This is a genomic window from Pseudomonas sp. GW821-FHT10B02 (assembly GCF_059415665.1).
In genome coordinates, this window is sequence record NZ_JBWKNR010000001.1 from 395,722 (window position 1) to 417,655 (window position 21,934).

The 21,934-nt window shown below is 63.0% G+C and carries 20 protein-coding genes; 7 read left to right on the forward strand and 13 right to left on the reverse strand.

Annotated features, from left to right (window positions below):
* Nucleotides 1-6: 6 nt before the first annotated feature.
* The gene (locus AC07OF_RS01870) at nucleotides 7-1,203 is read right to left on the reverse strand and encodes a class I SAM-dependent rRNA methyltransferase (protein WP_038615623.1); all 1,197 of its coding nucleotides are present in this window, start codon (nucleotides 1,201-1,203) and stop codon (nucleotides 7-9) included.
* 207 nt (nucleotides 1,204-1,410) lie between these two features.
* On the opposite strand from AC07OF_RS01870, the gene AC07OF_RS01875 reads away from it, so the two are divergent.
* Together AC07OF_RS01875 and mutM are read left to right on the forward strand one after the other, a co-directional pair.
* A complete protein-coding gene (locus AC07OF_RS01875; protein WP_198325449.1) occupies nucleotides 1,411-2,223 on the forward strand; it encodes an HDOD domain-containing protein in 813 nt (270 codons plus the stop codon).
* 3 nt (nucleotides 2,224-2,226) lie between these two features.
* Nucleotides 2,227-3,039, forward strand: coding sequence for a bifunctional DNA-formamidopyrimidine glycosylase/DNA-(apurinic or apyrimidinic site) lyase (gene mutM / locus AC07OF_RS01880; protein ID WP_038615620.1), 813 nt, complete (start codon nucleotides 2,227-2,229; stop codon nucleotides 3,037-3,039).
* 6 nt (nucleotides 3,040-3,045) lie between these two features.
* Here mutM and ggt read toward each other — a convergent pair whose 3' ends face one another.
* The 6 genes from ggt to AC07OF_RS01910 all read right to left on the reverse strand — a co-directional run bounded on the left by ggt (nucleotide 3,046) and on the right by AC07OF_RS01910 (nucleotide 9,303).
* Nucleotides 3,046-4,734: a gamma-glutamyltransferase gene (gene ggt, locus AC07OF_RS01885; RefSeq protein WP_157194588.1), complete on the reverse strand. Its 1,689-nt coding sequence runs from the start codon at nucleotides 4,732-4,734 to the stop codon at nucleotides 3,046-3,048.
* Entirely contained in the window at nucleotides 4,734-4,985 is a 252-nt protein-coding gene (locus AC07OF_RS01890; RefSeq protein WP_010222176.1) for a YfhL family 4Fe-4S dicluster ferredoxin, read from the reverse strand. The genes ggt and AC07OF_RS01890 overlap by 1 nt, the downstream gene beginning before the upstream one ends.
* 108 nt (nucleotides 4,986-5,093) lie before the next feature.
* The gene (gene coaD, locus AC07OF_RS01895; RefSeq protein ID WP_038615616.1) at nucleotides 5,094-5,573 is read right to left on the reverse strand and encodes a pantetheine-phosphate adenylyltransferase; all 480 of its coding nucleotides are present in this window, start codon (nucleotides 5,571-5,573) and stop codon (nucleotides 5,094-5,096) included.
* 112 nt (nucleotides 5,574-5,685) lie between these two features.
* A complete protein-coding gene (locus AC07OF_RS01900; RefSeq protein ID WP_157194587.1) occupies nucleotides 5,686-7,284 on the reverse strand; it encodes a GMC family oxidoreductase in 1,599 nt (532 codons plus the stop codon).
* A 28-nt stretch (nucleotides 7,285-7,312) separates the two neighbouring features.
* Nucleotides 7,313-7,846 (reverse strand): twin-arginine translocation pathway signal protein, encoded by a 534-nt coding sequence (locus AC07OF_RS01905; protein WP_157194586.1) that lies wholly within the window; start codon nucleotides 7,844-7,846, stop codon nucleotides 7,313-7,315.
* Between the two features lie 23 nt (nucleotides 7,847-7,869).
* Entirely contained in the window at nucleotides 7,870-9,303 is a 1,434-nt protein-coding gene (locus AC07OF_RS01910) for a coniferyl aldehyde dehydrogenase (RefSeq protein WP_157194585.1), read from the reverse strand.
* A gap of 147 nt (nucleotides 9,304-9,450) precedes the next feature.
* Between AC07OF_RS01910 and AC07OF_RS01915 the strand changes: the two genes are divergently transcribed.
* Both AC07OF_RS01915 and AC07OF_RS01920 read left to right on the forward strand, forming a co-directional pair.
* The gene (locus AC07OF_RS01915; protein WP_157194584.1) at nucleotides 9,451-10,116 is read left to right on the forward strand and encodes a TetR/AcrR family transcriptional regulator; all 666 of its coding nucleotides are present in this window, start codon (nucleotides 9,451-9,453) and stop codon (nucleotides 10,114-10,116) included.
* Between the two features lie 40 nt (nucleotides 10,117-10,156).
* On the forward strand, nucleotides 10,157-11,011 hold the full coding sequence (locus AC07OF_RS01920; RefSeq protein WP_495072519.1) for a sulfurtransferase: 855 nt from the start codon (nucleotides 10,157-10,159) through the stop codon (nucleotides 11,009-11,011).
* A gap of 7 nt (nucleotides 11,012-11,018) precedes the next feature.
* On the opposite strand, the gene AC07OF_RS01925 is transcribed toward AC07OF_RS01920, so the two are convergent.
* From AC07OF_RS01925 to AC07OF_RS01950, 6 genes are all read right to left on the reverse strand, one after another.
* Nucleotides 11,019-12,002, reverse strand: a complete 984-nt coding sequence (locus AC07OF_RS01925) for a hydrolase (RefSeq protein WP_198325448.1) — start codon at nucleotides 12,000-12,002, stop codon at nucleotides 11,019-11,021.
* 75 nt (nucleotides 12,003-12,077) lie between these two features.
* Entirely contained in the window at nucleotides 12,078-13,499 is a 1,422-nt protein-coding gene (locus AC07OF_RS01930; RefSeq protein WP_495072520.1) for a M16 family metallopeptidase, read from the reverse strand.
* Entirely contained in the window at nucleotides 13,492-14,841 is a 1,350-nt protein-coding gene (locus tag AC07OF_RS01935) for a M16 family metallopeptidase (RefSeq protein ID WP_157194580.1), read from the reverse strand. Before AC07OF_RS01935 ends, AC07OF_RS01930 begins: the two co-directional genes overlap by 8 nt.
* Before the next feature lie 118 nt (nucleotides 14,842-14,959).
* The gene (gene rsmD, locus AC07OF_RS01940; RefSeq protein ID WP_157194579.1) at nucleotides 14,960-15,553 is read right to left on the reverse strand and encodes a 16S rRNA (guanine(966)-N(2))-methyltransferase RsmD; all 594 of its coding nucleotides are present in this window, start codon (nucleotides 15,551-15,553) and stop codon (nucleotides 14,960-14,962) included.
* On the reverse strand, nucleotides 15,553-17,052 hold the full coding sequence (locus AC07OF_RS01945; protein ID WP_157194578.1) for a M16 family metallopeptidase: 1,500 nt from the start codon (nucleotides 17,050-17,052) through the stop codon (nucleotides 15,553-15,555). Before AC07OF_RS01945 ends, rsmD begins: the two co-directional genes overlap by 1 nt.
* Nucleotides 17,045-18,400 (reverse strand): M16 family metallopeptidase, encoded by a 1,356-nt coding sequence (locus AC07OF_RS01950; protein WP_157194577.1) that lies wholly within the window; start codon nucleotides 18,398-18,400, stop codon nucleotides 17,045-17,047. Before AC07OF_RS01950 ends, AC07OF_RS01945 begins: the two co-directional genes overlap by 8 nt.
* Nucleotides 18,401-18,630: 230 nt before the next feature.
* Between AC07OF_RS01950 and ftsY the strand changes: the two genes are divergently transcribed.
* Genes ftsY through ftsX form a run of 3 tightly spaced genes read left to right on the forward strand, consistent with a single transcriptional unit; the run spans nucleotide 18,631 to nucleotide 21,874 of the window.
* Complete coding sequence (gene ftsY, locus AC07OF_RS01955; RefSeq protein ID WP_495072521.1) at nucleotides 18,631-20,181, forward strand: signal recognition particle-docking protein FtsY; 1,551 nt, start codon at nucleotides 18,631-18,633, stop codon at nucleotides 20,179-20,181.
* Nucleotides 20,178-20,849 (forward strand): cell division ATP-binding protein FtsE, encoded by a 672-nt coding sequence (gene ftsE, locus AC07OF_RS01960; RefSeq protein ID WP_038615591.1) that lies wholly within the window; start codon nucleotides 20,178-20,180, stop codon nucleotides 20,847-20,849. The genes ftsY and ftsE overlap by 4 nt, the downstream gene beginning before the upstream one ends.
* Nucleotides 20,846-21,874: a permease-like cell division protein FtsX gene (ftsX, locus tag AC07OF_RS01965; RefSeq protein WP_157194575.1), complete on the forward strand. Its 1,029-nt coding sequence runs from the start codon at nucleotides 20,846-20,848 to the stop codon at nucleotides 21,872-21,874. The genes ftsE and ftsX overlap by 4 nt, the downstream gene beginning before the upstream one ends.
* Nucleotides 21,875-21,934 lie beyond the last annotated feature (60 nt).

A 21,934-nucleotide genomic window follows, 5' to 3' on the forward strand; every position in this document is an offset into this window, starting at 1 on the left:
TGTACCTTAGCTGTTAGGCAGCAACCGGCAGGTAATGCTCTTGATGTAACGGGTTTCCGGGATCGCCGGGTGGACCGGATGATCCGGGCCCTGGCCGCCGCGTTCGAGCAGCTGGATGTTGCGGTCCAGATGGCGGGCGCTGGTCAGCAGGATGTTCTGCAGGTCGTCCTCGGGCAGGTGCATCGAGCACGAAGCGCTGACCAGAATGCCGTCCTTGGTCAGCAGGCGCATGGCCTGTTCGTTCAAGCGACGGTAGGCGCCTTCACCGTTTTTCAGATCTTTCTTGCGCTTGATGAAGGCGGGCGGGTCGGCAACGATCACGTCGAAACGCTCTTCGGAGGCCTTGAGTTCCTTCAGTGCTTCGAACACATCGCCTTCAATGCAGGTGAGCTTCTCGGCAATGCCGTTGAGCGCGGCGTTGCGCTCAACGCCATCAAGGGCAAAGCCCGAGGCGTCGACGCAGAATACTTCGCTGGCGCCGAAAGCACCGGCCTGCACACCCCAGCCACCGATGTAGCTGAACAGGTCGAGCACACGCTTGCCCTGGACGTACGGCGCCAGGCGCGCGCGGTTCATGCGGTGGTCGTAGAACCAGCCGGTCTTCTGGCCTTCCATCACCGGAGCCTCGAATTTCACCCCGTTTTCTTCCAGGGCAACCCACTCCGGTACCAGGCCGAATACGGTTTCGACGTAACGGTTCAGGCCTTCGGCGTCGCGGGCGGCCGAGTCGTTCTTGAACAGGATGCCGCTTGGCTTGAGGACCTGGACCAGGGCGGCGATGACGTCGTCCTTGTGCTGTTCCATGGTGGCCGAAGCCAGCTGAACGACCAGAATGTCGCCGAAGCGATCGACTACCAGGCCCGGCAGCAGGTCGGAATCGCCGTACACCAGACGGTAGAACGGCTTGTCGAACAGGCGCTCACGCAGCGACAGGGCAACATTGATGCGGTGCACCAGCAGCGACTTGTCCAGCGCAAGCTTGGCATCACGCGACAGCAGGCGGGCGCAGATCAGGTTGTTCGGGCTCATGGCAACGACGCCCAGGGCCTTGCCACCGGCGGTTTCCAGAATCGCCTGGTCACCGGCCTTGAAGCCATGCAGCGGGGTCGCGGCGACGTCGATTTCGTTGCTGTAAACCCACAGGTGGCCGGCGCGCAGGCGGCGGTCGGCATTGGCTTTGAGACGAAGGCTGGGCAGGGACATGACGTCGCTCCGGGAAAAAAGAGCGGGAGTATAACCTGATGCCTGCGGCGCTGATGTGAATAGCGACAAATTGCAACAGAGCAGTGGCCTTTCGCTTCACCCCTGGCCGGTACGATCGGGTTAGAATCGCCGCTCAGCCCCGAGTGTGTACTTATGTCCCAGGAACTCTCCGCCGAACAGATCCAGCACGCCTTGCAAGGCATCAGCGTGCCGCCACAGCCGCAGATCATGGTCGATCTTCAGTTCGAGCAATACATGCCTGATCCCGACCTTGAGGTGATCGCCAAACTGATCGCCCAGGACCCGGGCCTGTCCGGCGCCTTGCTCAAGCTGGTCAACTCGCCGTATTACGGCCTGACCAACAAGATTGCCTCGATCCAGCGCGCGGTGAACCTGCTCGGCAGTCGTTCGATCATCAACCTGATCAACGCCCAGTCGATCAAGGGCGAGATGAGCGACGACACCATCGTCACCCTCAACCGTTTCTGGGACACCGCCCAGGACGTGGCCATGACCTGCCTGACCCTGGCCAAGCGCATCGGCTCGCAGGCGGTTGACGAGGCCTATGCCCTGGGCCTGTTCCACGACTGCGGCGTGCCGCTGATGCTCAAGCGCTTCCCCGAGTACATGGGCGTGCTCGAAGACGCCTACGCCAATGCGGGTGCCGACAAGCGGGTGGTCGACACCGAGAACCAGGCGTTCAATACCAACCACGCGGTGGTCGGTTACTACACCGCCAAGTCCTGGCGCCTGCCCGAGCACCTGAGCAATGCCATCGCCAACCACCACAACGCCCTGGCGGTGTTCAGCGATGATTCGGCACGTAACAGCCAACTGAAGAACCTGCTGGCGATCCTCAAGATGGCCGAGCACATCTGCTCGTCGTACCGGGTGCTGGGCAACCAGAGTGTCGACCATGAGTGGAATGCCGTTGGGCACCTGGTGCTCGACTATGTGGGGCTTTCCGAGTACGACTTTGAGAACCTCAAGCAGACCATTCGCGAATTGGGCAGTCACTGATCCATGCCGGAACTACCAGAAGTCGAGACCACCCGGCGCGGTATCGCGCCTTACCTGGAAGGCCAGCGCGTCAATCGGGTGATCGTGCGCGACCGGCGTCTGCGCTGGCCGATCCCCGAGGACCTCGATATCCGCCTGTCCGGGCAGCGTTTCGTCAAGATCGAGCGTCGCGCCAAATACCTGCTGCTCAATGCCGAGGTCGGGACGCTGATCAGTCACCTGGGCATGTCCGGCAACCTGCGTCTGGTCGAGATCGGCTTGCCGGCTGCCAAGCATGAGCATGTGGATATCGAACTGGAGTCGGGCCTGGCCTTGCGCTATACCGATCCGCGCCGCTTTGGCGCGATGCTCTGGAGCCTCGACCCGCTTAACCATGAGCTGTTGATCAAGCTTGGCCCTGAGCCGTTGACCGACCTGTTCGACGGCGAGCGTCTGTTCCAGCTGTCGCGTGGCAAGGCCATGGCGGTCAAACCGTTCATCATGGATAACGCGGTGGTGGTCGGGGTCGGCAACATTTATGCGACCGAGGCCCTGTTCGCTGCGGGTATCGATCCGCGCCGCGAAGCCGGGAGCATCTCGCGGGCGCGTTACCTGAAGCTGGCGATCGAGATCAAACGCATCCTCGCCTGCGCGATCGAGCGCGGCGGCACCACCTTGCGTGACTTTGTCGGCGGTGATGGCCAGCCGGGCTATTTCCAGCAAGAGCTTTTTGTCTACGGACGCCGGGAAGAGCCCTGCAAGGTCTGCGGCAGCATCCTGCGCGAGGTCAAGCTCGGCCAGCGCGCCAGCGTGTTCTGCCCGCGCTGTCAGAAGTGAGGGTGCTCAGCGTGGGCTGAGCACTTCAGCGGCACCCACGCCGCGCGGGTCGCTGGCGGCTTCCAGGGTCTGCCTGGATTTATCCCAGTACAACACTTGCTGGTTACCGTAAGTGCGGCCCAGCTCCTTGAGCTGGTAGCCGCGTGCATTTAGCTCACGCTGCTGTTCGGCGCTGAACGCGCCCGGTTCGTGCTCGACCACATCCGGCAGGTACTGGTGGTGATAGCGCGGCACTGCGGGCCAGTTGGTGACCGGCTTGCCTTCGAGAAACCCCAGCATCGACAACAGCACCATGCTCGGGATGCGGCTGCCGCCCGGTGTGCCGAAGGCGGCGAACTGCGTCGGGCTCTCGATAAAACTCGGGCTCATGCTCGACAGCGGCCGCTTGCCGGCTGCCACGGCATTGGCCTGGCTGCCGGCCAGGCCGTAGCTATTGCTGCCGCGCGGGTCGGCGGCGAAGTCGTCCATCTCGTTGTTCAACACCACGCCGGTACCGGGCGCGCTGAAGGCTGCGCCGAAGGGCAGGTTGACCGACAGCGTCGCGGCCACGGCGTTGCCTTCGGCGTCGATCACCGCGAAGTGGGTGGTGTGGTCGCCTTCGCGCCAGGCCGGGGCGGGCGGCAGGCTGCTGCTGGGAGTGGCCTGGTGCACGTCGATGCTGTCGGCAAGGCTGGTCAGGTAATTGCGCGCCAGCAGTTGCGGCAGCGGGTTGGCGACGTAATCCGGGTCGCCGAGCAGGCCGCGGTCGCGGTAGGCACGGCGTAGTACTTCCAGCACGTAATGGCTACGTTGCACCGGCTCGGCACTCTGCCAGGGCAGGCGCTGCAGCATCGCCAGGCTCTGGGCCAGGGCTACACCGCCGGCTGACGGCGGCGGGGCGCTGATCAGTTCGCGCTGGTCGGCGAGCTGGTAGCGCAACGGTTCGCGTTTGGCCGTGCGGTAGTTGGCCAGGTCATCCAGGCTCCAGATCCCGCCTGCGGCCTGAACGCCCAGGACCATGGCTTGGGCGGTCGGGCCGCTGTAGAAACCCTCGCGGCCCTGGTTGGCAATACGCTCAAGGGTTACGGCCAGTTCCGGTTGGCGGATCTGTGCGCCAAGGGCCGGTACTTCACCGTTCTTGAGGAACAGCCGGGCGCTTTCCGGATCGTCGCGCAGGGCGCTCAAGCGCATCCTGGCCCGATCGCGGTAAATGCGGTCGACGGCAAAACCTTGGTTGGCCAGGCGAATGGCCGGGGCCAGGGTGTTTTTCAGCGGTAGCTTGCCGTAATGCGCAGCGAGGTCCGCCAGCGCCGCCGGCAAACCGGGAATCGCGGCTGCCAGAGGGCCGTTGATAGACAGGCCAGGCTGAACCTTGCCGTCCTTCAGGTACATGGCTTCGCTGGCTTTGCCTGGCGCGCGCTCGCGGGCGTCGATAAACGCGTAGCGTGCCGGCGTGTCGCTTTCGCGCAGAAGGAAGAACCCTCCGCCACCGAGGCCGGAGCCATAAGGCTCGACAACCGCCAGCGCTGCGCTGACCGCAATCGCCGCATCGAAGGCGTTACCGCCTTGGTCGAGGACTTCCCGTGCAGCGGCAGTGGCTTCGGCGTGCGGGCTGGCAATCGCCGCGCGCCCCGGGCCTTGTGCCAGGGCACTGACCGTCCCCAGCGTCAGGGCGGCGCCAAGCAGCAGAGGAGCGAAGCGGGCGACGAACGGCATCAGGCCTTGCCGGTGATTCGGCGGTATTTTTCCATCAACTGCTCTTCGGTCTCCGGATGGGCTTCATCCAGCGGGATGCAGTCAACCGGGCAGACCTGTTGGCACTGTGGCTCGTCATAGTGGCCGACGCACTGGGTGCACAGGTTCGGGTCGATCACGTAGATCTCTTCGCCCTGGGAAATAGCGGCGTTCGGGCACTCGGGTTCGCAGACGTCGCAGTTGATGCAATCGTCGGTGATGATCAGGGACATGGGGACTCCGGCCCGGGCTCAGAACCCGGGCATTTGAAAACCAATGGACACAATTGTGCCGCATTAGCGCCCGTAGTGCACGCGGGCGCCGTGGTCAAATCGCCGATGTCACTTCTTGAAGCGTTCGGTCAGGGCGTCGGCCACGATCGGATGGACGAATTTGCTGATGTCGCCACCCAGTGCCGCAATTTCCCGGACCAGGGTCGAGGAAATGAACGAATAACGCTCGGAAGGGGTAAGGAACAGGCTTTCGACGTCCGGTGCCAGTTGGCGGTTCATGTTCGCCAGCTGGAACTCGTACTCGAAGTCCGAGACGGCACGCAGGCCGCGCAGGAACACATTGGCCTGCTGTTCCTTGGCAAAGTGCGCGAGCAAGGAGGAGAAGCCGATGACTTCGACATTGGGCAGGTGCTTGGTGACCTCACGAGCCAGTTCCACCCGTTGTTCCAGCGGGAACAGCGGGTTTTTCTTGGGGCTGGCGGCGACCGCAATGATCACCTGATCGAACAGCCGCGAGGCTCGCTCGACCAGATCGCCATGGCCCTTGGTAATAGGGTCGAAAGTACCTGGGTACAACACTCGGTTCATCGCGTCGTCCTGGCAGGAGTGCGTTGGGGAGTCGGATGGTATCGCAGCAGTGGCAGTCGGCCAAGTCGCCTGCGCACGCTGAAGGCACTATAGACAGGCTGCCCGTTTGTTGTCATCTCCCGGTACCCAGACGTTCGATCAGGCCATCGGTGAGTCGCGCGCTGAGGCCGTACACCGATAGCTGCGGGTTGGCGCCGATGCTGGTGGGGAACAATGAGCCGTCGTGGATCGACAGGTTGGCCAGCTGATGATGCCGTCCGAGACTGTCGCAGACAGCCTGGCGCGGGTCTTCGCCCATGGCGCAACCGCCCATGACGTGGGCGCTGCCAAGGCGCGTGCGAAACAGCTCAAGACTCAGGCCGTCGATCATCTGCCGGGCCTCGCCCAGGGTTTTCACGTAGCGACCATCGCTGTGCAGCGGCAACACCGCCTCGGCACCTGCGGCGAACTGGATCTCGGCCATGCTGTGAAAGGCGCGGCGCACGCCATCCCAGGCGTAGGGCGAAACCTGATAATCGAGCACCGGCGAGCCGTCGCCGCGCAGCTGGACTTCACCGCCAATACTGTCCGGGTGGAAGCCGTCACGCAGCAGTGCAAGCATCACGTGGGTATTGGGCAGCTGTTCCATGCGCATGGCATTTTCACTGCCGAAGCTGCCCAGCAGGGTGCTGGCCAGCGCCGGGTGCAGCGGCGGCACTTCGAGTTTGTAACCGATCGGCCCGCTGACGCCGTCGCGCCACTGAAAGTGGTCGGAGTAGATCGATTGCGGTGCGCCGTAGAACGGATTGACCTTGTCCTTGAACAGCCCGGCACTGAAGTTCACCAGATGCAGAAACGTGCGCTTGCCCAGGCGCTCATGCGGGTCCGGAGCGTCCGAGCGCAGCAGCAGGGCCGGGCTGTTGATCCCGCCACCGGCGAGGATGTAGTGGCGCGCCTTGACCTGAATCTTGCGCCCGGTCGGGTTCACACAGCGGTCATCCATAGCCAGGCACTGCAGGCCGCTGATGCGCTCGCCATCGTGGAGCAAGCGCTCGGCGCGGGCCAGGTAGAGCAATTCGCCGCCTTTTTCCAGGGTAGCGGGAATGCTGGTGACCAGCATCGATTGCTTGGCATTGACCGGGCAGCCCATGCCGCAGTAACCCAGGTTCCAGCAGCCGCGCACGTTGCGTGGAATGACCTTCCAGCTGTAATCGAGGGCTGCGCAGCCGCGCTTGAGCACCTCGTTGTTGGCATTCGGCGGCATGAGCCAGGGGGCGATGCCCAGGCGCTGTTCCATGCGTTCGAACCAGGGGGCCAGTTCGGCGCTGCTCAGACCTTTGACCCCGTGTTCGCGGGCCCAGTGCTGCAGGGTCGGCTCGGGGGTGCGAAAGCTTGAAGTCCAGTTGATCAAGGTGGTGCCGCCCACCGCGCGGCCTTGAAGGATGGTGATGGCGCCATCCTTGCTCATGCGGCCGATGCCTTCTTGATAGAGGTTGGCGTAGGCCTGGTCTTCAAGCAGATGGAAGTCGCTGCTGGTCTTGAGCGGGCCTTCTTCGATCAGCAGCACCTTGAAACCGGCAGCGCTGAGCAGTTCGGCACTGGTGGCACCGCCGGCGCCGCTGCCGATGATGACGATATCGGTTTCCAGGCTCAGGTCGTGGTCCAGGCGCGAGGCGTCACGGGCTTTCCAGCCGCGGCCAAGGCCTTCGCGAAACAGGTCGGGTACGGGCATCTTCAGCCTCTTGTCGTTATCGGGTGATTCAGATCTTGGGCGGGCCTGGGTAGCCGCAACGGGCCCAGGACTCAGGCATCTCGTACCAGGCCATCTGCAGCAGTTGCAGCAGCGACGCATGGCCCATGCGCAACAGATTCAGCGAGCTGTTCTCCCAGCGCTGCAAAAAGGCCTGGATTTGTTCGATGCTTGCGTTCTCCCAGCTGCCCCAGATGCCGGTCAGCGGCCCGCGGGTCACCGGCAGGGCGAGTACGTCGAACAGTTGCAGGGTCAGCTTGAGCATCGCCGGGGACAGGCTGGCGAGCTTGTTGTCCAGGCGCTGCAGTACGGCTTCCAGGTGTTCGGCGGCTGGCGTACCGGCAAGGATTACCGGAATCAGTGTCCGCAGAATCGGCAGATCGCTCTGGCGCAGGCTGATGAAGCCGCTGGCCGGGGTCTGTGCCGAGCACCCTGTAAGGCTGGCGCCCAACCCGGCGGTGGCCAGGAAGGCGCTGGCGCCGAGGCTGAACTTGAGTAACCCGCGGCGGCTCAAGGCGGGTGTTGCGGGCAGGCTTGAGGTCATTGTTGTTGTGCCTGGTCGTGGTGTTAGCGGATGAAGAGTTTGTACACCAGCTTGATCAAGGACTTGCCATAGGGCGGATAGATCAAGCGGGCGGCGTTGAAGCGCTGCTTGGCGAATACTGCCTTGGCCTTGCTGAAGGTCAGGAAGCCCTCGTGGCCGTGGTAGTGGCCCATGCCCGAGGGGCCGACACCACCAAACGGCAGATCGTCCTGGGCCACGTGCAACAAGGTGTCGTTGAGGCAGACGCCACCGGAGTGGGTTTGTTCCAGAACCCTCTGCTGCTCGGCCCGGTCGTAGCCAAAGTAGTAGAGCGCCAGGGGGCGGGGGCGCTGATTGATGTATGAAAGTGCCTGGTCGAGGCTGTCGTAGGGCACCAGCGGCAGCAGCGGGCCGAAGATCTCGTCCTGCATCACGCGCATCTGGTCATTGACCTGCAGCAGCAAGTGAGGCGGCAAACGCCGGCCTTGTCGTGCTTCTTGCGGGTACAGGTCAACGATCTTCGCGCCCTTGTCGCGGGCATCGCTCAGGTAACTTTCCAGGCGTGCCAGGTGACGCGGGTTGATGATCGCGCTGTAGTCCGGGTTGTCAGCCACGCGCGGGTAAAAGCGATGAACCACGTTACGGTAGGCCGTGGCGAAGTCGTCCAGGCGTTCGCGCGGCACCAGCACGTAGTCTGGTGCTACGCAGGTCTGTCCGGCATTCAGGGTTTTGCCGAAGGCAATGCGCTCGGCGGCGTCGGCCAGGGGCACACTGGTCGAGACAATGGCTGGCGATTTACCGCCCAGCTCCAGGGTTACCGGGGTCAGGTTCTGCGCTGCCGCCAGCATCACATGACGGCCGACACTGGTGGCACCGGTGAATAGCAGGTGATCGAAGGGCAGGCGCGAGAAGGCTTCGCCGACATCCGCTTCGCCCAGCGCCACACTGACCAGGTCTTCGGGGAATACCGTTTGCAGCAATTGCTTGAGCAGCAGGCCGGTGGCCGGCGTGGCTTCGCTGAGCTTGAGCATGACCCGGTTGCCAGCGGCCAGGGCGCAGGTCAAAGGGCCGATGGCCAGAAACAGCGGGTAGTTCCACGGCACGATGATCCCGACCACGCCCAGCGGCTGGTACAGCACCTTGGCGCTGGCCGGCTGAAAGGCCAGGCCGACCTTGCGCGGTGAGGCCTTCATCCACTGCTTTAGATGGGCCTCGGCATGATGCAGGCCCTGGACGCTGGGCATCAGCTCGGCCAGGCGGGTTTCGTCGGCACTGCGGCCGCTGAAGTCTTCGCTGATGGCTGCGATCAGTGCGTCCTGATGGGCGAGCAGCAGCTGGCGCAGGCTTTTCAGCCATTGCCGGCGTTGCGCCAGTGGCGGCATCGGGTTGCCAGCAAACGCCTGGCGCTGGGCGTTGAACTGGGTGGCAAGGTCTTCAACGGCAGTCGCAGGCAAAACACGAGCAGCATCGGCAGTCATGCGAAACTCCACGGCATTGTTTTTCTAGAGCTTATACTCTAACCGGAGCGTTTTGCGATCCTTTTTTAACGACAGGCAGGTACATCCACATTCGGATAAACCGTAAGATGGACCTATTCACTCAAAGCTCGGCCTCTGGAGCTGATCATGGCCCCGCGTATCAAGACCCGCGAACGCATCGTGCAGAACAGCCTGGAGCTGTTCAACCAGCAGGGTGAGCGCAGTGTCAGCACCAACCACATCGCCGCCCACATGGAGATTTCCCCGGGCAACCTGTACTACCACTTCGCCAACAAGCAGGAAATCATCGCTGTGCTCTTCACCCAGTATGAAGAGCAGGTCGAAAGCTTTCTGCGCCCGCCGCAAGGGCGCCCCTCGACTGTCGAAGACAAACGCTTCTATCTCAAGGAGCTGCTGGCAGCGATGTGGGACTACCGCTTTTTGCATCGCGACCTTGAACACCTGCTCGACAGTGACAAGGAGCTGGCGGCGCGCTACCGGCGTTTTTCCCAGCGCTGCCTGATCCAGGGCCAGTCCATTTACCGCGGATTCGTCGAAGCCGGGATCGTGCAGATGGATACCGTGCAGATCGAGTCGCTGACCCTCAACGCCTGGATCGTGCTGACCTCCTGGGTACGCTTTCTGTGCACCACCCGGGAGAATTCGGCGCACTTGAGTGAAGATGCCTTCAAACGCGGCATCTATCAGGTGCTGGTCCTTGAGCTCGGCTTTGTTACTGCCCAGGCGCGCCCGGCGGTGGATGCCCTGTGCCAGGAATTCTACGTTTCGCTCAACCAGGCACTGGAGCAATAAGCGCCCAGGCCCTACCCGTTCAATCGTTCAGGAGACTGTCATGCCTCTCGCGCAACTGATCACTGCCCAGCAATTGGCCGAACGCCTGGAGGCGCCGGCGCTGGTGATACTGGATTGTCGCTTTGCCCTGGAAGATATCGATTATGGCCAGCGCAGCTATGCCGAGGGGCATATTGCCGGTGCGCATTTCGCCGACCTTGAACGCGACCTGAGCGGCCCGGTCATCAAGGGCGTGACCGGGCGTCACCCCTTGCCGGATCCGCAGCACCTGATCGAGCGTCTGCGTGCCTGGGGGATCAACAACGACAGCGAGATCGTGCTCTATGACGATGGCCCTGGCGCATTCGCTGCCCGCGCCTGGTGGCTGCTGGCCTGGCTGGGCAAGCGCAGCGGTGTGTCGATCCTCGATGGCGGCCTGAAGGCCTGGCACGCGGCAAAATTACCGTTGAGTCTCGACGCCCCGGAAAAACGTATAGGTACCTTCAAGGGCGAGCCCGACGAAGCATTGGTGCTTGACGCCACACAGCTGGGTAAGCGTCTGGGGCAGCCCGACCTGACCCTGATCGATGCCCGCGGCCTGCCACGTTTTCGTGGTGAGGTAGAGCCCATCGACCCGGTGGCCGGGCATATTCCGGGGGCGCAATGTGCAGCGTTCACCGACAATCTGGGGGCTGACGGACGGTTTCTGCCGGCGGCTCAACTGAAGAAGCGCTTTGCCGAGAAGCTGGGCAAGCGGTCGCCAGAGCAACTCGTGGCGTATTGCGGCTCTGGAGTGACGGCGTGCCATAACCTGTTTGCCTTGTCGCTGGCGGGATATCCGCTGGGCAAGCTGTATGCGGGGTCGTGGAGCGAGTGGATTACCGATCCACAGCGCCAGGTTGCCAAGGGCGACTGAGAAAGTCTCAGATTGCTCCCAGCCACTGCGGGATCCGCCGTTCCAGGTAATACCCCGGCTCCCGCACGCTGCCGTCGACAAAACCGACATGGCCACCGCGAGAATGCAGCTCGAAGGTGGTCTGGCTCGGTAGTTCATTGGCTTCAGGCAGGCTATGGCTGAACACGAACGGGTCATCGCTGGAATGGATGATCAGCGTCGGTGTGCGGTTTTCCCCGAGAAAATACCGGCTCGATGCCCGGCGGTAATAGTCCTTGGCATCGGCAAAACCATTGAGCGGTGCGGTCACTCGACCATCAAAGTCCCAGAACGTGCGCAGGTTCTCCAGGGGCCCAAGACGCTCCAGTGCGGCGAGGCCTTCATGGTGGCCGTGATGCTGGAAGTGGCGCTGTTTGTCTTTCACATAGGCAAGCATGGCGCGCATGAAATGCGCCTGATAGACCCGGGAAAACCCCAGGCCGATACGATCGGCGCACTGGTCCAGACGAAACGGCACCGATACCGCCACCGCAGCCTGCAACTGACTTGCCGAGCCCGCTTCGCCAAGGTGCTTGAGCAGCACATTGCCGCCCAGCGAGTAGCCGACGGCATACAGCGGCGCTTGTGGGCGTTGCGCACGCAGGTGGTCGATGGCTTCGGCGAGGTCCTCGCTGGCGCCGGAGTGGTAGCTGCGCGGCAGCAGGTTCGGTTCGCCCGAGCAACCGCGCCAGTTCAGTGCGACGCTGGCCCAGCCGCGGTCAGCCAAGGCCTGTTGCATACCAATGACGTAGGGCGAGCTGGACGAACCTGTCAGCCCGTGCAGCACCAGCACCAGTGGGGTATTGGCCTGGTGCGGACCGTGCCAGTCGAGGTCGAGGAAATCGCCATCGGCCAGCCACAGGCGCTCGCGTTGGCGGTGCAGGGCTGCCGACTTGCGCCAGAGCGGCCCCCAAAGCGTCTGCAGATGCGGATTGCCCAGCCCCAGGGCGGGTTTAAAGGGGCTGGGGGTGATGGGATACATCGTGGTGTGCTCGCAGATTGCTTTCAGGCAAGTGTAAATCCGGTTACCGACACTTGCCCGGGTCGATCATCCGTTAGCGGGAGCGAATGCGGGCAAGTCGTGCTGTTCGACCGACGGGCCGACACTGATCTGCACCAGCTTGTCGAGCTTCAGGTGATTTTTCAACACGACCTTCAGCTGATCCAGGGTCAATGCCTGCACTTGATCGAGAAAGGTCTGGCGGTTGTCCAGCGGTAACTGGTTGAAGCCGATGGTGCTCAGAATGCCACTGATCTGCCGGTTGCTCACCGATTCCAGCAGGTAGCTGCCGCGCAACTTCTGTTTCGCGTCATCGAATTCCTTCTGGCTTGGTCCTTGTTCGGCATAGTCCTCAAGCAGTTGCTCCAGCAATGTCATTGCGGCGTCGCGGTATTTGCCCTGGACCTGGGTGGTGAACGTCCAGAGGCCGTTGACAGGATGCTGCCTGAGCTTTGATCCGGCGCCATAGGTCAAACCGCGGCGAGTGCGCAGTTCATCGAACAGCCGCGAGGTGCCGCCGGGGCCGCCCAGTATCAGGTTGGCCAGGGTCAAGGCAGGCGCATCGGGATGTTGAACACTGATGCCGGGGATGGCGAACAACAGCAGCGCCTGGCTGCCGGGGTGTTCCAGATGGTAGATCTCGGGTTCGAAGCTGGCGGCTACCGGTAGCGGCGGGAGTGCCGGGCCTGCGGGCAACGCCGCTGACACCTGCGCGGCAATGGCCCGGGCCTGCTCCAGCGACAGATCCCCGACCAGGGTAATCACCGCATTGCCTGCGCTGAAGGCTCGTTGGTGAAAGGCGCGAAGATCAGTGACGGTGAGGGCATTGATGGTCTGCTCTGCGCCATAACTGTTGGTGGCGTAGGGATGATTGGCGAACACATGCTCGTAGAGCCGGTCGCTGGCCTTGTAGGTTGCGTAGTTTTGCCGCTGCGCCACCAGGCCGTTGAGCTGGTCCTTGATCTGCTGCAGTTTGTCTTCGGCAAACTGTGGTTGACCCAGTACTTCACTCAGCAACCCCACCGCTTTGGTCCGTTGCTGTTCATCACTCAGGCTGCGTAGTTTCACCGTAGCGCTGTCATGCACTACCGCTTTGCTGAACTGCGCCCCGATTTCGTCGAAGCCTTCGGCGATCTGCATGGCATCGTGCTGCTGGGTGCCTTCATCGAGCATGCCCACAGTGAGCTGTGCCAGACCGGCGGCGCCATCATCCCTGGCACTGCCAGCGGCAAAATCAACCTGAAGATCAAACATCGGCAATTGCCTGCGTTGTACAAACAGGACCTTGCTGCCTTGTGGTGTCTGCCATGACTTGATCGCTAACTGCAGCCGGGCGGGAGCGGGCGCGGCGACTTTCAGTGACTGAAGCTCAAGCGGCTGTGGTTGCGCCTGGGCCTGGGCCTGGGCCTGGGGCGCAGCGCATGCCAGTAGCAGCAAGAGCGGGGCAAAGGTTCGGCTGAGCTTATTCATCGTCGGCCTCCTTGGCCTGCAGGTAGGCAACCGCCAGGCGTTCAGCGGTGAAGTAGTCGCTGGCGGCCTGCTGTACTTGTACGGGCGTTACGCCCTCAAGGTTGCTCTGGTCGTTGTCCAGTTGAGACGCTGGCAAGCCACTGCCCAGCATGGCGGCGATATCACTGGCCTGGCCGCTTAGGGAGTCCTGGAAAAAGGTGTTTTCGGCCAGCAGCAGGGCACGCGCACGCGCTAGCTCGGCAGCGCTTGGCGGCGTGCTTTTGATCGCTTGCAGTTGTGCCCAGATAGCCGCTTGCAGGTCGGCCAGCGGTTTGGGTTGGGCAGTATTGATCGATGCCGAAATTTCGAACAACGTATCGCCCCTGGCCAGTGCCCCATAGCTGACCTTGGGGCTGAACAGCAGCGCTTGCTGGCGCTCCAGCCGGCTATTGAGCCGGGCACTCAAGCCTTTGCCCAGCAGTGCGTCGAGCAGACGCAAGGCATGTACGTCGGTCGCCGACTCCGCTGTGGCGTAGGTCGGTACATTGAATGCCATGACCAGCCTTGGCCTGCTGAACGCATCGTAAACCGTCACCTGTCGTGGTCCTGTCGCAGCCGATTGCAGGGGGAGTTTGGTGTGCGGGAGGATTTGCCGGGTGAAACCGGCGAAGTACTGCTCAACCTCACGTCTCACCGCATCGAGCTGAACGTCGCCGACAATGATCAATGTGGCATTGTTGGGCGCGTACCAAGTGCGATACCAGGCTTGCAGCTCATTGTTGTGCATGCGCTCAAGGTCGCTCATCCAGCCAATCACCGGGGTGCGATAGCTGCTTTGTGGATAGGCGATGGCTTGCAGTTGCTCGTCGAGCCTGGCCGTCGGATTTTCATCGACCCTTTCGCGGCGCTCGGACCTGACGGCCTCGATTTCACGAACGAATTCGCTATCACTGAGGTCGGCGCCCTTCAGCAGGTCGGCACTTAGCTCCAGGGCTACCGCCAGCCGTTCACTGGGCAGGGTCTGGTGATGAACGGTGAAATCGCGATTGGTATAGGCATTGTCAGTGCCGCCCAGACGTTCGATGACTTTCGAAAACTCCCCGGGTGCGGTCTTGGCGCTACCCCGGTAAAGCAGGTGTTCGAGGGCATGGGACGACCCGGATTGCCCAGGGTACTCATGGCTTGAGCCCACCTTGATCAACAGGTGGGTGGTGACTACCGGTGCCCGGCGGTCCTCGCTGACGACCACATGCAGGCCGTTTTCCAGGGTGAATTCATGGCGTTCAGGGGGATCGGCCAGGGCCTGGCCAGATACCAGCAACAGGCCGAGCAGGCCGCTGGTGAAGGAAATACGTCGATCCATGACAGTGCTCCTTGTGGTTGGTGACCAGAAGCACGATCAGGCAAAAAGGCGAGCGAAAGGGGATAGATATCTATTGCACAGTGTGACGACCCCGCCGTAGCAGGGTCGTCGTTGCAACTCAGCTGCGCTGCCAGAGGGCGTAGTACACCTGGCCAGCCTTCTTCTCGCGGTGCAGGCGCCAGTTGCCGGGCAACTGCAAGGTCGAAGGCGGGGTTTCGCTCTCGGTGTAGATCCAGGCGTTTTCGGCCAGCCACTGGCGCTCTTCAAGCAGGGTGCAGGTGGTTGCCAGCAAGTTCTGGTGGAACGGCGGATCAAGGAACACCAGGTCGAAGGTCTGCTTCGGTTCACCCTGCAGGTAGCGCTGGGCATCGCTCTGGATGACCTGGCCGCGAGGGCAGCGCAGGGTTTCCAGGTTCTGCCGCAGGCTGGCGATGGCCGCCGGGTTGCTGTCCAGCGCCACGGCCTCAGCAGCACCGCGCGAGAGTGCTTCCAGGTACAAGGCGCCACTTCCGGTATAGGCATCGAGTACCTTGGCCCCTTCGATATGCGGCGCCAGCCAGTTGAACAGGGTTTCGCGCACCCGGTCTGGCGTCGGGCGCAGGCCGGGGGCGTCAGGGAAGCTCAGGCGACGGCTGCGCCATTCGCCGGCAATGATGCGCAGCTGGCCCTGGCCGTTGTGTGGCTTGGCCGATTTGGCGGATGGACTGGCCATTAATGCTCCGGTACACCAAGCGGCTGCTCGGCGGGTTTGTCAGTGGGTGGCGGCAGAGGTTTCTGCGGCACGCTCGGGCCTGCAGTGACGATGACCATCTTGTCGGCGGCGAGGTGCTTGTTCAGGGCGGTCTTGACCTGTTCGGTGGTCAGCGCCTGGGATTGTTGCATGTAATCTTCCAGCCAGGTCAGCGGCAGGCCGTAGAAGCCGATGGCGCCCAACTGGCCGACGATGCTGGCGTTGCTGGCATTGGACAGTGGGAAGCTACCGGCCAGCTCGCGCTTGGCATCATCCAGTTCCTGCTGGCTCGGGCCGGTCTTGAGGTAGTCGGCGAGGATGTCCTGAACCAGTTTCAGGGTGCCCTCGCTGAGTTCGGCACGGGTCTGCAGGTTGATCATGAACGGCCCGCGCACCTGCATCGGGCTGAACACCGAGTAGACGCCGTAGGTCAGGCCGCGCTTTTCGCGGACTTCGCTCATCAGGCGGGTACCGAAGGTGCCGCCACCGAGGATCTGGTTGCCCAGCGACAGTGCTGCGTAGTCCGGGTCGTTGCGGTCGATGCCCAGCTGGGCCAGCATCAGGTGAGTCTGCTTGGACGGGAAGTCGATGTGCGTGGTGCCAGGCTTGGGCTCGGCAGGCTGAGGCAGCTTGGCCAGCGCCGGGCCTTTGGGCAGGGCGGCCGAGACCTGGGCAGCAATGGCTTCGGCGTCGCCGCGGCTCAGGTCGCCGACCAGGGCGATGACGGTATTGCCCGCGGCATAGGCCTTGGCGTGGAAGGCCCGCAATTGCTCGAGGGTGATCGGTGGAATGCTCTTGGCATCGCCATCACTTGGATGGGCATACGGGTGGTTGCCATACAGCTTCTCGAACAGCGCGATGCTGGCCAGCTTGCCCGGGTTCTGCTTCTGGTACTCGAAACCGGCCTGCATCTGGTTCTTGATGCGTGTCAGGGCATCCTGCGGGAAGGTCGGCTTGCCGACTACCTCGGCGAACAGCTTCAGCGCCGGCTCACGCTTGTCCGCTGCACTCAGGCTGCGCAGGGTGGCCACGGCCATGTCGCGGTAGGCACCGTTGCCAAAGTCGGCACCGAGGCCTTCGAAGCCTTCGGCAATTGCGGTAACGTCCTTGCCGGCCACGCCTTCGTTGAGCATGGCGTTGGTCAGGGTCGCCAGGCCCGGGGCGTCACCGTCCTGGCTGCTACCGGCGGCGAAGGTCAGGCGCAGGTCGAACATCGGCAGTTCGCGCGCTTCGACGAACAGCACCTTGGCGCCTTCAGTGGTGTTCCAGGTCTGGATGTTCAGTTGCCGGCGGCTCGGCGCCTTGCCGTCCAGCTCCGCCAGCGTCTGCAGGGTGTTGGCCGGTTTGGCTGCGGTGCTAGTGGCCGGTTGTGCGGTGTTGTCCGATTGGGCCGGCTTGGCCAGGACAAACGCCAGCACGCCAACCAGCGACAGGATGCCGAGACCGATCAGGGTGTAGCGGGGTGCGCTGCGTTCACTCATGAGCGTTCTCCTCGGGCAGTACATGGGCAACGCTCAGGCGTTCGCGGGTGAAATAGGTGCGCGCAGCGTTCTGGATGTCGGCCGGGGTCACGCTTTTCAGTTCGTCGAGCTCGCTGTCGATCAGCTTCCACGACAGACCGACGGTCTCGAGCATGCCGATGGCAGTGGCCTGGCTGCTGATCGAGTCGCGATCGTAGACCAGCCCGGCGATGACCTGGGCGCGCACGCGCTCAAGCTCTTCAGCCGAAGGCGGAGTGGTCTTGAGTTCGTCGAGCAGCTTCCAGATACCGCTTTCAACATCGGCCAGGGTTTTGTTCTTCTGCTGGTTCGGCGTGGCCGAGATCAGGAACATGCTGTCGCCGCGGGTGAACGGGTTGTAGTTGGACGAGGCGCCGGAGACCAGCTCCTGGCCGCGCTCAAGCCGGCTCGGCAGGCGGGCGCTGTAGCCGCCATCGAGCAGTGCCGAGATCAGGCGCAGGGCGTGTACGGTACGCGGGTCCTTGGCGGTGGCCAGGCCCGGTACGTTGAAGCCGTAGATCAGGCTTGGCAGCTGGGTGCGTACATGCAGGGTGGTTTCGCGCAGGCCGGGCTCGGCCAGCTCCAGTGGCAGCTTGGCCGGTGGAATCGCGCGTTTGGGGATGGCGCCGAAGAAACGCTGGGCCAGGCCTTTGACCTCGTCGACCGTCACGTCACCGACCACCACCAGGGTGGCGTTGTTCGGCGTGTACCAGGATTCGTACCAGTGGCGTAGTTCCTCGACCTTCATGCGATCGAGGTCAGCCATCCAGCCGATGGTCGGGGTACGGTAGCTGCTGGCCGGAAAGGCCATGGCGCTGAACAGCTCGAAGGCCTTGGCATTGGGTTGATCGTCGGTGCGCAGGCGGCGCTCTTCCTTGATTACCTCGATTTCGCGGCTGAACTCGTCGGCTGGCAGGCGCAGGCTGTTCATGCGGTCGGCCTCCAGCTCCAGGGCCACCGGCAGGCGGTCGCGGGCCAGAACCTGGTAGTAAGCGGTGTAGTCGTCGCTGGTGAAGGCGTTCTCTTCGGCCCCCAGGTCGCGCAGGATGCGCGAAGCTTCGCCGGGGCCGAGTTTCTCGCTGCCCTTGAACATCATGTGTTCCAGCGCGTGGGACAGACCGGTCTGGCCCGGGGACTCATACGTGGAGCCGACCTTGTACCAGATCTGCGAGACCACCACTGGCGCGCGGTGGTCTTCGCGCACGACCACTTTCAGGCCGTTGTCGAGAATGAACTCGTGGGTGGGCTGCGGATCGGCGGCAAAGGCGGCGAACGGCAGACAAACTGTGCTGAGCAACAGGCCAGCGGCGCGGCGGGCTAGAGCATTCATACGTTGTTTAACCTGTAGGACTGCCCGCGTGGTCTTAGCGTCAGCGGGCTAGGAGGTGCTAGGATACTGATCCGGTTGCCTGACGACCATGCCTGTTGCGGATCTGACCCGCAGGCTTGATGACAAAATGCTGCGCATGAACGAGCCGGAATAAAAGTAGTCTGTTCTGCGTTAAAAGAATTTTCGAGGCGCCGCAGTGGCGCATCGCTACCCTGAGATAGCCGTCTTCCATGTTTGGTTCCAACGACGACAAAAAGACGCCGGCCGCGGCTGGTGAAAAGAAAGGCCTGTTCGGCTGGCTGCGCAAAAAGCCCCAGCCACCAGTTGCCGAACAGCCACAAGCCCCTGCACCGGTTGAGCCTGAGCAGCCTGCAGCGCTGACCAGCGAAGCGCCGGTCGCCCCGGCGCCAATCGACGGTGCCCACACGTCTGTACCCGCACCTGCCGTTGCGCCGGAGCCTGCTGTCGTCGCACCAGCGGTGGTTGCAGTCGAGGCGCCACCCGCGCCGTCCGTCGGTTTGGTCCTGCCGGTGCCTGAAGAGCCGGTTGCCCTGGTGGCAGACCTTGAACCGCACGCCCCGCCACCGATCCCGGAGCGTCCGGCACCTGTCGCGGCACCTGTGGTAGAGCCCGCGCCGGTCGTTGTCCAACCTGAACCGGTTGCAGCGCCAGTCGTTGAGCCCGAGCCTGCTCCAGTGGCTCCAGTGGCTCCAGTGGCTCCAGTGGCTCCAGTGGCTCCAGTGGCTCCGGAGGCTCCGGAGGCTCCGGTGGCCACCGTTGCGCCTGTAGCCCCTGTTGTCGAACCCACGCCTGTCGAGGCGCCTGCTCCGGCCCGTAGCGAAGAGAACAAGGCTGGCTTCTTTGCCCGCCTCAAGCAGGGCTTGTCGAAGACCAGCGCCAGCATCGGCGAGGGCATGGCCAGCCTGTTCCTGGGCAAGAAAGCCATCGACGACGACTTGCTCGACGAGATCGAGACCCGCCTGCTGACCGCCGACGTTGGCGTTGAAGCCACCTCGGTGATCATCCAGAGCCTGACCCAGAAGGTCGCGCGCAAGCAGCTGGCTGACAGCGATGCCCTGTACAAATCCCTGCAAGGCGAGCTGGCCGACCTGCTCAAACCGGTCGAACAGCCACTGCGCATCCAGTCTCAAACCAAGCCTTTCGTGATCCTGGTGGTTGGCGTCAACGGCGCCGGTAAAACCACGACCATCGGCAAACTGGCGAAAAAACTGCAGCTGGAAGGCAAGAAAGTCATGCTGGCTGCCGGCGACACTTTCCGTGCCGCAGCCGTCGAGCAGTTGCAGGTCTGGGGCGAGCGCAACCAGATTCCGGTCATTGCCCAGCACACCGGCGCCGACTCCGCTTCGGTGATTTTCGACGCCGTCCAGGCCGCCAAGGCGCGCGGCGTCGATGTGCTGATCGCCGATACCGCCGGTCGCCTGCACACCAAAGACAACCTGATGGAAGAGTTGAAAAAGGTCCGTCGGGTGATCGGCAAGCTCGATGCCGACGCGCCGCATGAGGTCCTGCTGGTGCTGGATGCCGGCACCGGACAGAACGCGATCAACCAGGCCAAGCACTTCAACCAGAGCGTTGAACTCACTGGCCTGGCCCTGACCAAGCTCGACGGCACCGCCAAGGGTGGGGTGATCTTCGCCCTGGCCAAGCAGTTCGGCCTGCCGATCCGCTATATTGGCGTAGGCGAAGGCATCGACGATCTGCGCACTTTCGAAGCCGAACCCTTCGTGACAGCACTGTTTGCCGAGCGGGAGCATCCATGATTCGATTCGAACAGGTCGCCAAGCGCTACCCCAATGGCCACGTAGGCCTGCATGAGTTGAGTTTTCGGGTGCGTCGGGGCGAATTCCTGTTCGTCACCGGCCATTCCGGCGCCGGCAAAAGCACCTTGCTGCGCCTGCTGCTGGCCATGGAACGACCGACCAGCGGCAAGCTGCTGCTGGCCGGGCAGGACCTGGGGCAGATCAGCAATGCGCAGATTCCGTTCCTGCGCCGACAGATCGGCGTGGTGTTCCAGAATCATCAACTGCTGTTCGACCGTACCGTCTTCAACAACGTTGCCTTGCCGCTGCAGATCCTTGGCCTGTCCAAGGCCGAGGTGGCCAAGCGCGTCGACTCGGCACTCGAGCGTGTAGCCCTGTCGGACAAGGCCGAGCTGTTTCCCGGCGACCTGTCCACCGGCCAGCAACAACGGGTCGGTATTGCCCGCGCCATCGTGCACCGTCCGGCCTTGCTGCTGGCGGATGAGCCCACCGGTAACCTCGACCCGCGCCTGGCTGCGGAGATCATGGGTGTATTCGAAGATATCAACCGCCTGGGCACCAGTGTGCTGATCGCCAGTCACGACCTGGCACTGATCGCGCGTATGCGCCATCGCATGCTGACCCTGCAGCGCGGCCGCTTGATCGGCGACGGGGAGGCCGGGCAATGAGTGCGACACGCAGTCCAAAGGTTTCCGAACGGGTCGCGCCGAAAGCCGCCGATCCGGCACCGGAAAAGAACAAACGCAACAGCCATGACGACGATGGTCCGGATTTCCGCACCCTGTTGCATGCCTGGCTGGAAAGCCACCGCTCCAGCCTGCTCGACAGCTTGCGGCGCCTGGCCAAGCAGCCGATCGGCAGCTTTTTCACCTGTCTGGTGATGGCCGTGGCCCTGAGCCTGCCCATGGGCCTGTCGTTGCTGCTCAGCAACGTCGAGCGTCTGGGTGGTTCGTGGCAGCGCGCGGCGCAGATTTCCCTGTACCTCAAGCTCGACGCCAGCAGCCGTGACGGCGAAGCCCTGCGTGAGCAGATCAAGGGCTTGCCGGGTGTGGCCGAGGCGGAGTACGTCAGCCGCGAGAAGGCGCTGGAAGAGTTCCAGCAGCAGTCCGGGCTCGGTGATGCGCTGCGCGAACTGCCGGAAAACCCGCTACCCGGCGTGGTCGTGGTGACCCCGGCGGAAGTCGACAAACCAGCCCTCGAAGCCTTGCGCCAGCGCCTTGCTGAACTGCCCAAGGTGGATGCGGCGCAGCTGGACCTGGTCTGGGTCGAGCGCCTGGCCGCGATCCTCAAGCTGGGTGACCGTTTTGTCTTCGGTCTGACGGTTTTGCTGGTTTCGGCGCTGCTTTTGGTAATTGGTAACACAATTCGCCTGCACATCGAGAACCGCCGTACCGAAATCGAAGTGATCAAGCTGGTAGGCGGCACCGACAGCTATGTACGCCGGCCTTTCCTGTACATGGGCGCCTTGTACGGCCTGGGTGCCGGGGTGTTGGCCTGGGGCGTGCTGGCATTCGGCCTGAACTGGCTGAATGACGCGGTAATCGGGCTTTCCGGGCTATATGGCAGTGATTTCGCCCTGGCCGGGGTTCCGTCTGCCGATGGTCTGTCGCTCTTGCTTGGTGCGGTACTGTTAGGGTATATCGGTGCTTGGATTGCGGTCGCCCGCCACCTGAGCGAGCTTGCACCGCGATAGTGTCTTTTTGCTGCTATTGACTCTTTTTATTTTTAGGGAACTTGTTTCGCGGTTCCCGGT

Excerpts from the sequence above, each read along its gene's own strand:
- AC07OF_RS01930 (WP_495072520.1), bottom strand. The coding sequence starts at position 13,499 with ATGAATAAGCTCAGCCGAACCTTTGCCCCGCTCTTGCTGCTACTGGCA.
- AC07OF_RS01950 (WP_157194577.1), bottom strand. The coding sequence starts at position 18,400 with ATGAATGCTCTAGCCCGCCGCGCCGCTGGCCTGTTGCTCAGCACAGTT.
- AC07OF_RS01910 (WP_157194585.1), bottom strand. The coding sequence starts at position 9,303 with ATGACTGCCGATGCTGCTCGTGTTTTGCCTGCGACTGCCGTTGAAGAC.
- AC07OF_RS01890 (WP_010222176.1), bottom strand. The coding sequence starts at position 4,985 with ATGTCCCTGATCATCACCGACGATTGCATCAACTGCGACGTCTGCGAA.
- AC07OF_RS01945 (WP_157194578.1), bottom strand. The coding sequence starts at position 17,052 with ATGAGTGAACGCAGCGCACCCCGCTACACCCTGATCGGTCTCGGCATC.
- AC07OF_RS01870 (WP_038615623.1), bottom strand. The coding sequence starts at position 1,203 with ATGTCCCTGCCCAGCCTTCGTCTCAAAGCCAATGCCGACCGCCGCCTG.
- ftsY (WP_495072521.1), top strand. The coding sequence starts at position 18,631 with ATGTTTGGTTCCAACGACGACAAAAAGACGCCGGCCGCGGCTGGTGAA.
- ftsX (WP_157194575.1), top strand. The coding sequence starts at position 20,846 with ATGAGTGCGACACGCAGTCCAAAGGTTTCCGAACGGGTCGCGCCGAAA.
- AC07OF_RS01900 (WP_157194587.1), bottom strand. The coding sequence starts at position 7,284 with ATGCCCGTACCCGACCTGTTTCGCGAAGGCCTTGGCCGCGGCTGGAAA.
- AC07OF_RS01920 (WP_495072519.1), top strand. The coding sequence starts at position 10,157 with ATGCCTCTCGCGCAACTGATCACTGCCCAGCAATTGGCCGAACGCCTG.
- coaD (WP_038615616.1), bottom strand. The coding sequence starts at position 5,573 with ATGAACCGAGTGTTGTACCCAGGTACTTTCGACCCTATTACCAAGGGC.
- AC07OF_RS01905 (WP_157194586.1), bottom strand. The coding sequence starts at position 7,846 with ATGACCTCAAGCCTGCCCGCAACACCCGCCTTGAGCCGCCGCGGGTTA.
- ggt (WP_157194588.1), bottom strand. The coding sequence starts at position 4,734 with ATGCCGTTCGTCGCCCGCTTCGCTCCTCTGCTGCTTGGCGCCGCCCTG.
- AC07OF_RS01915 (WP_157194584.1), top strand. The coding sequence starts at position 9,451 with ATGGCCCCGCGTATCAAGACCCGCGAACGCATCGTGCAGAACAGCCTG.
- mutM (WP_038615620.1), top strand. The coding sequence starts at position 2,227 with ATGCCGGAACTACCAGAAGTCGAGACCACCCGGCGCGGTATCGCGCCT.
- rsmD (WP_157194579.1), bottom strand. The coding sequence starts at position 15,553 with ATGGCCAGTCCATCCGCCAAATCGGCCAAGCCACACAACGGCCAGGGC.
- AC07OF_RS01935 (WP_157194580.1), bottom strand. The coding sequence starts at position 14,841 with ATGGATCGACGTATTTCCTTCACCAGCGGCCTGCTCGGCCTGTTGCTG.
- ftsE (WP_038615591.1), top strand. The coding sequence starts at position 20,178 with ATGATTCGATTCGAACAGGTCGCCAAGCGCTACCCCAATGGCCACGTA.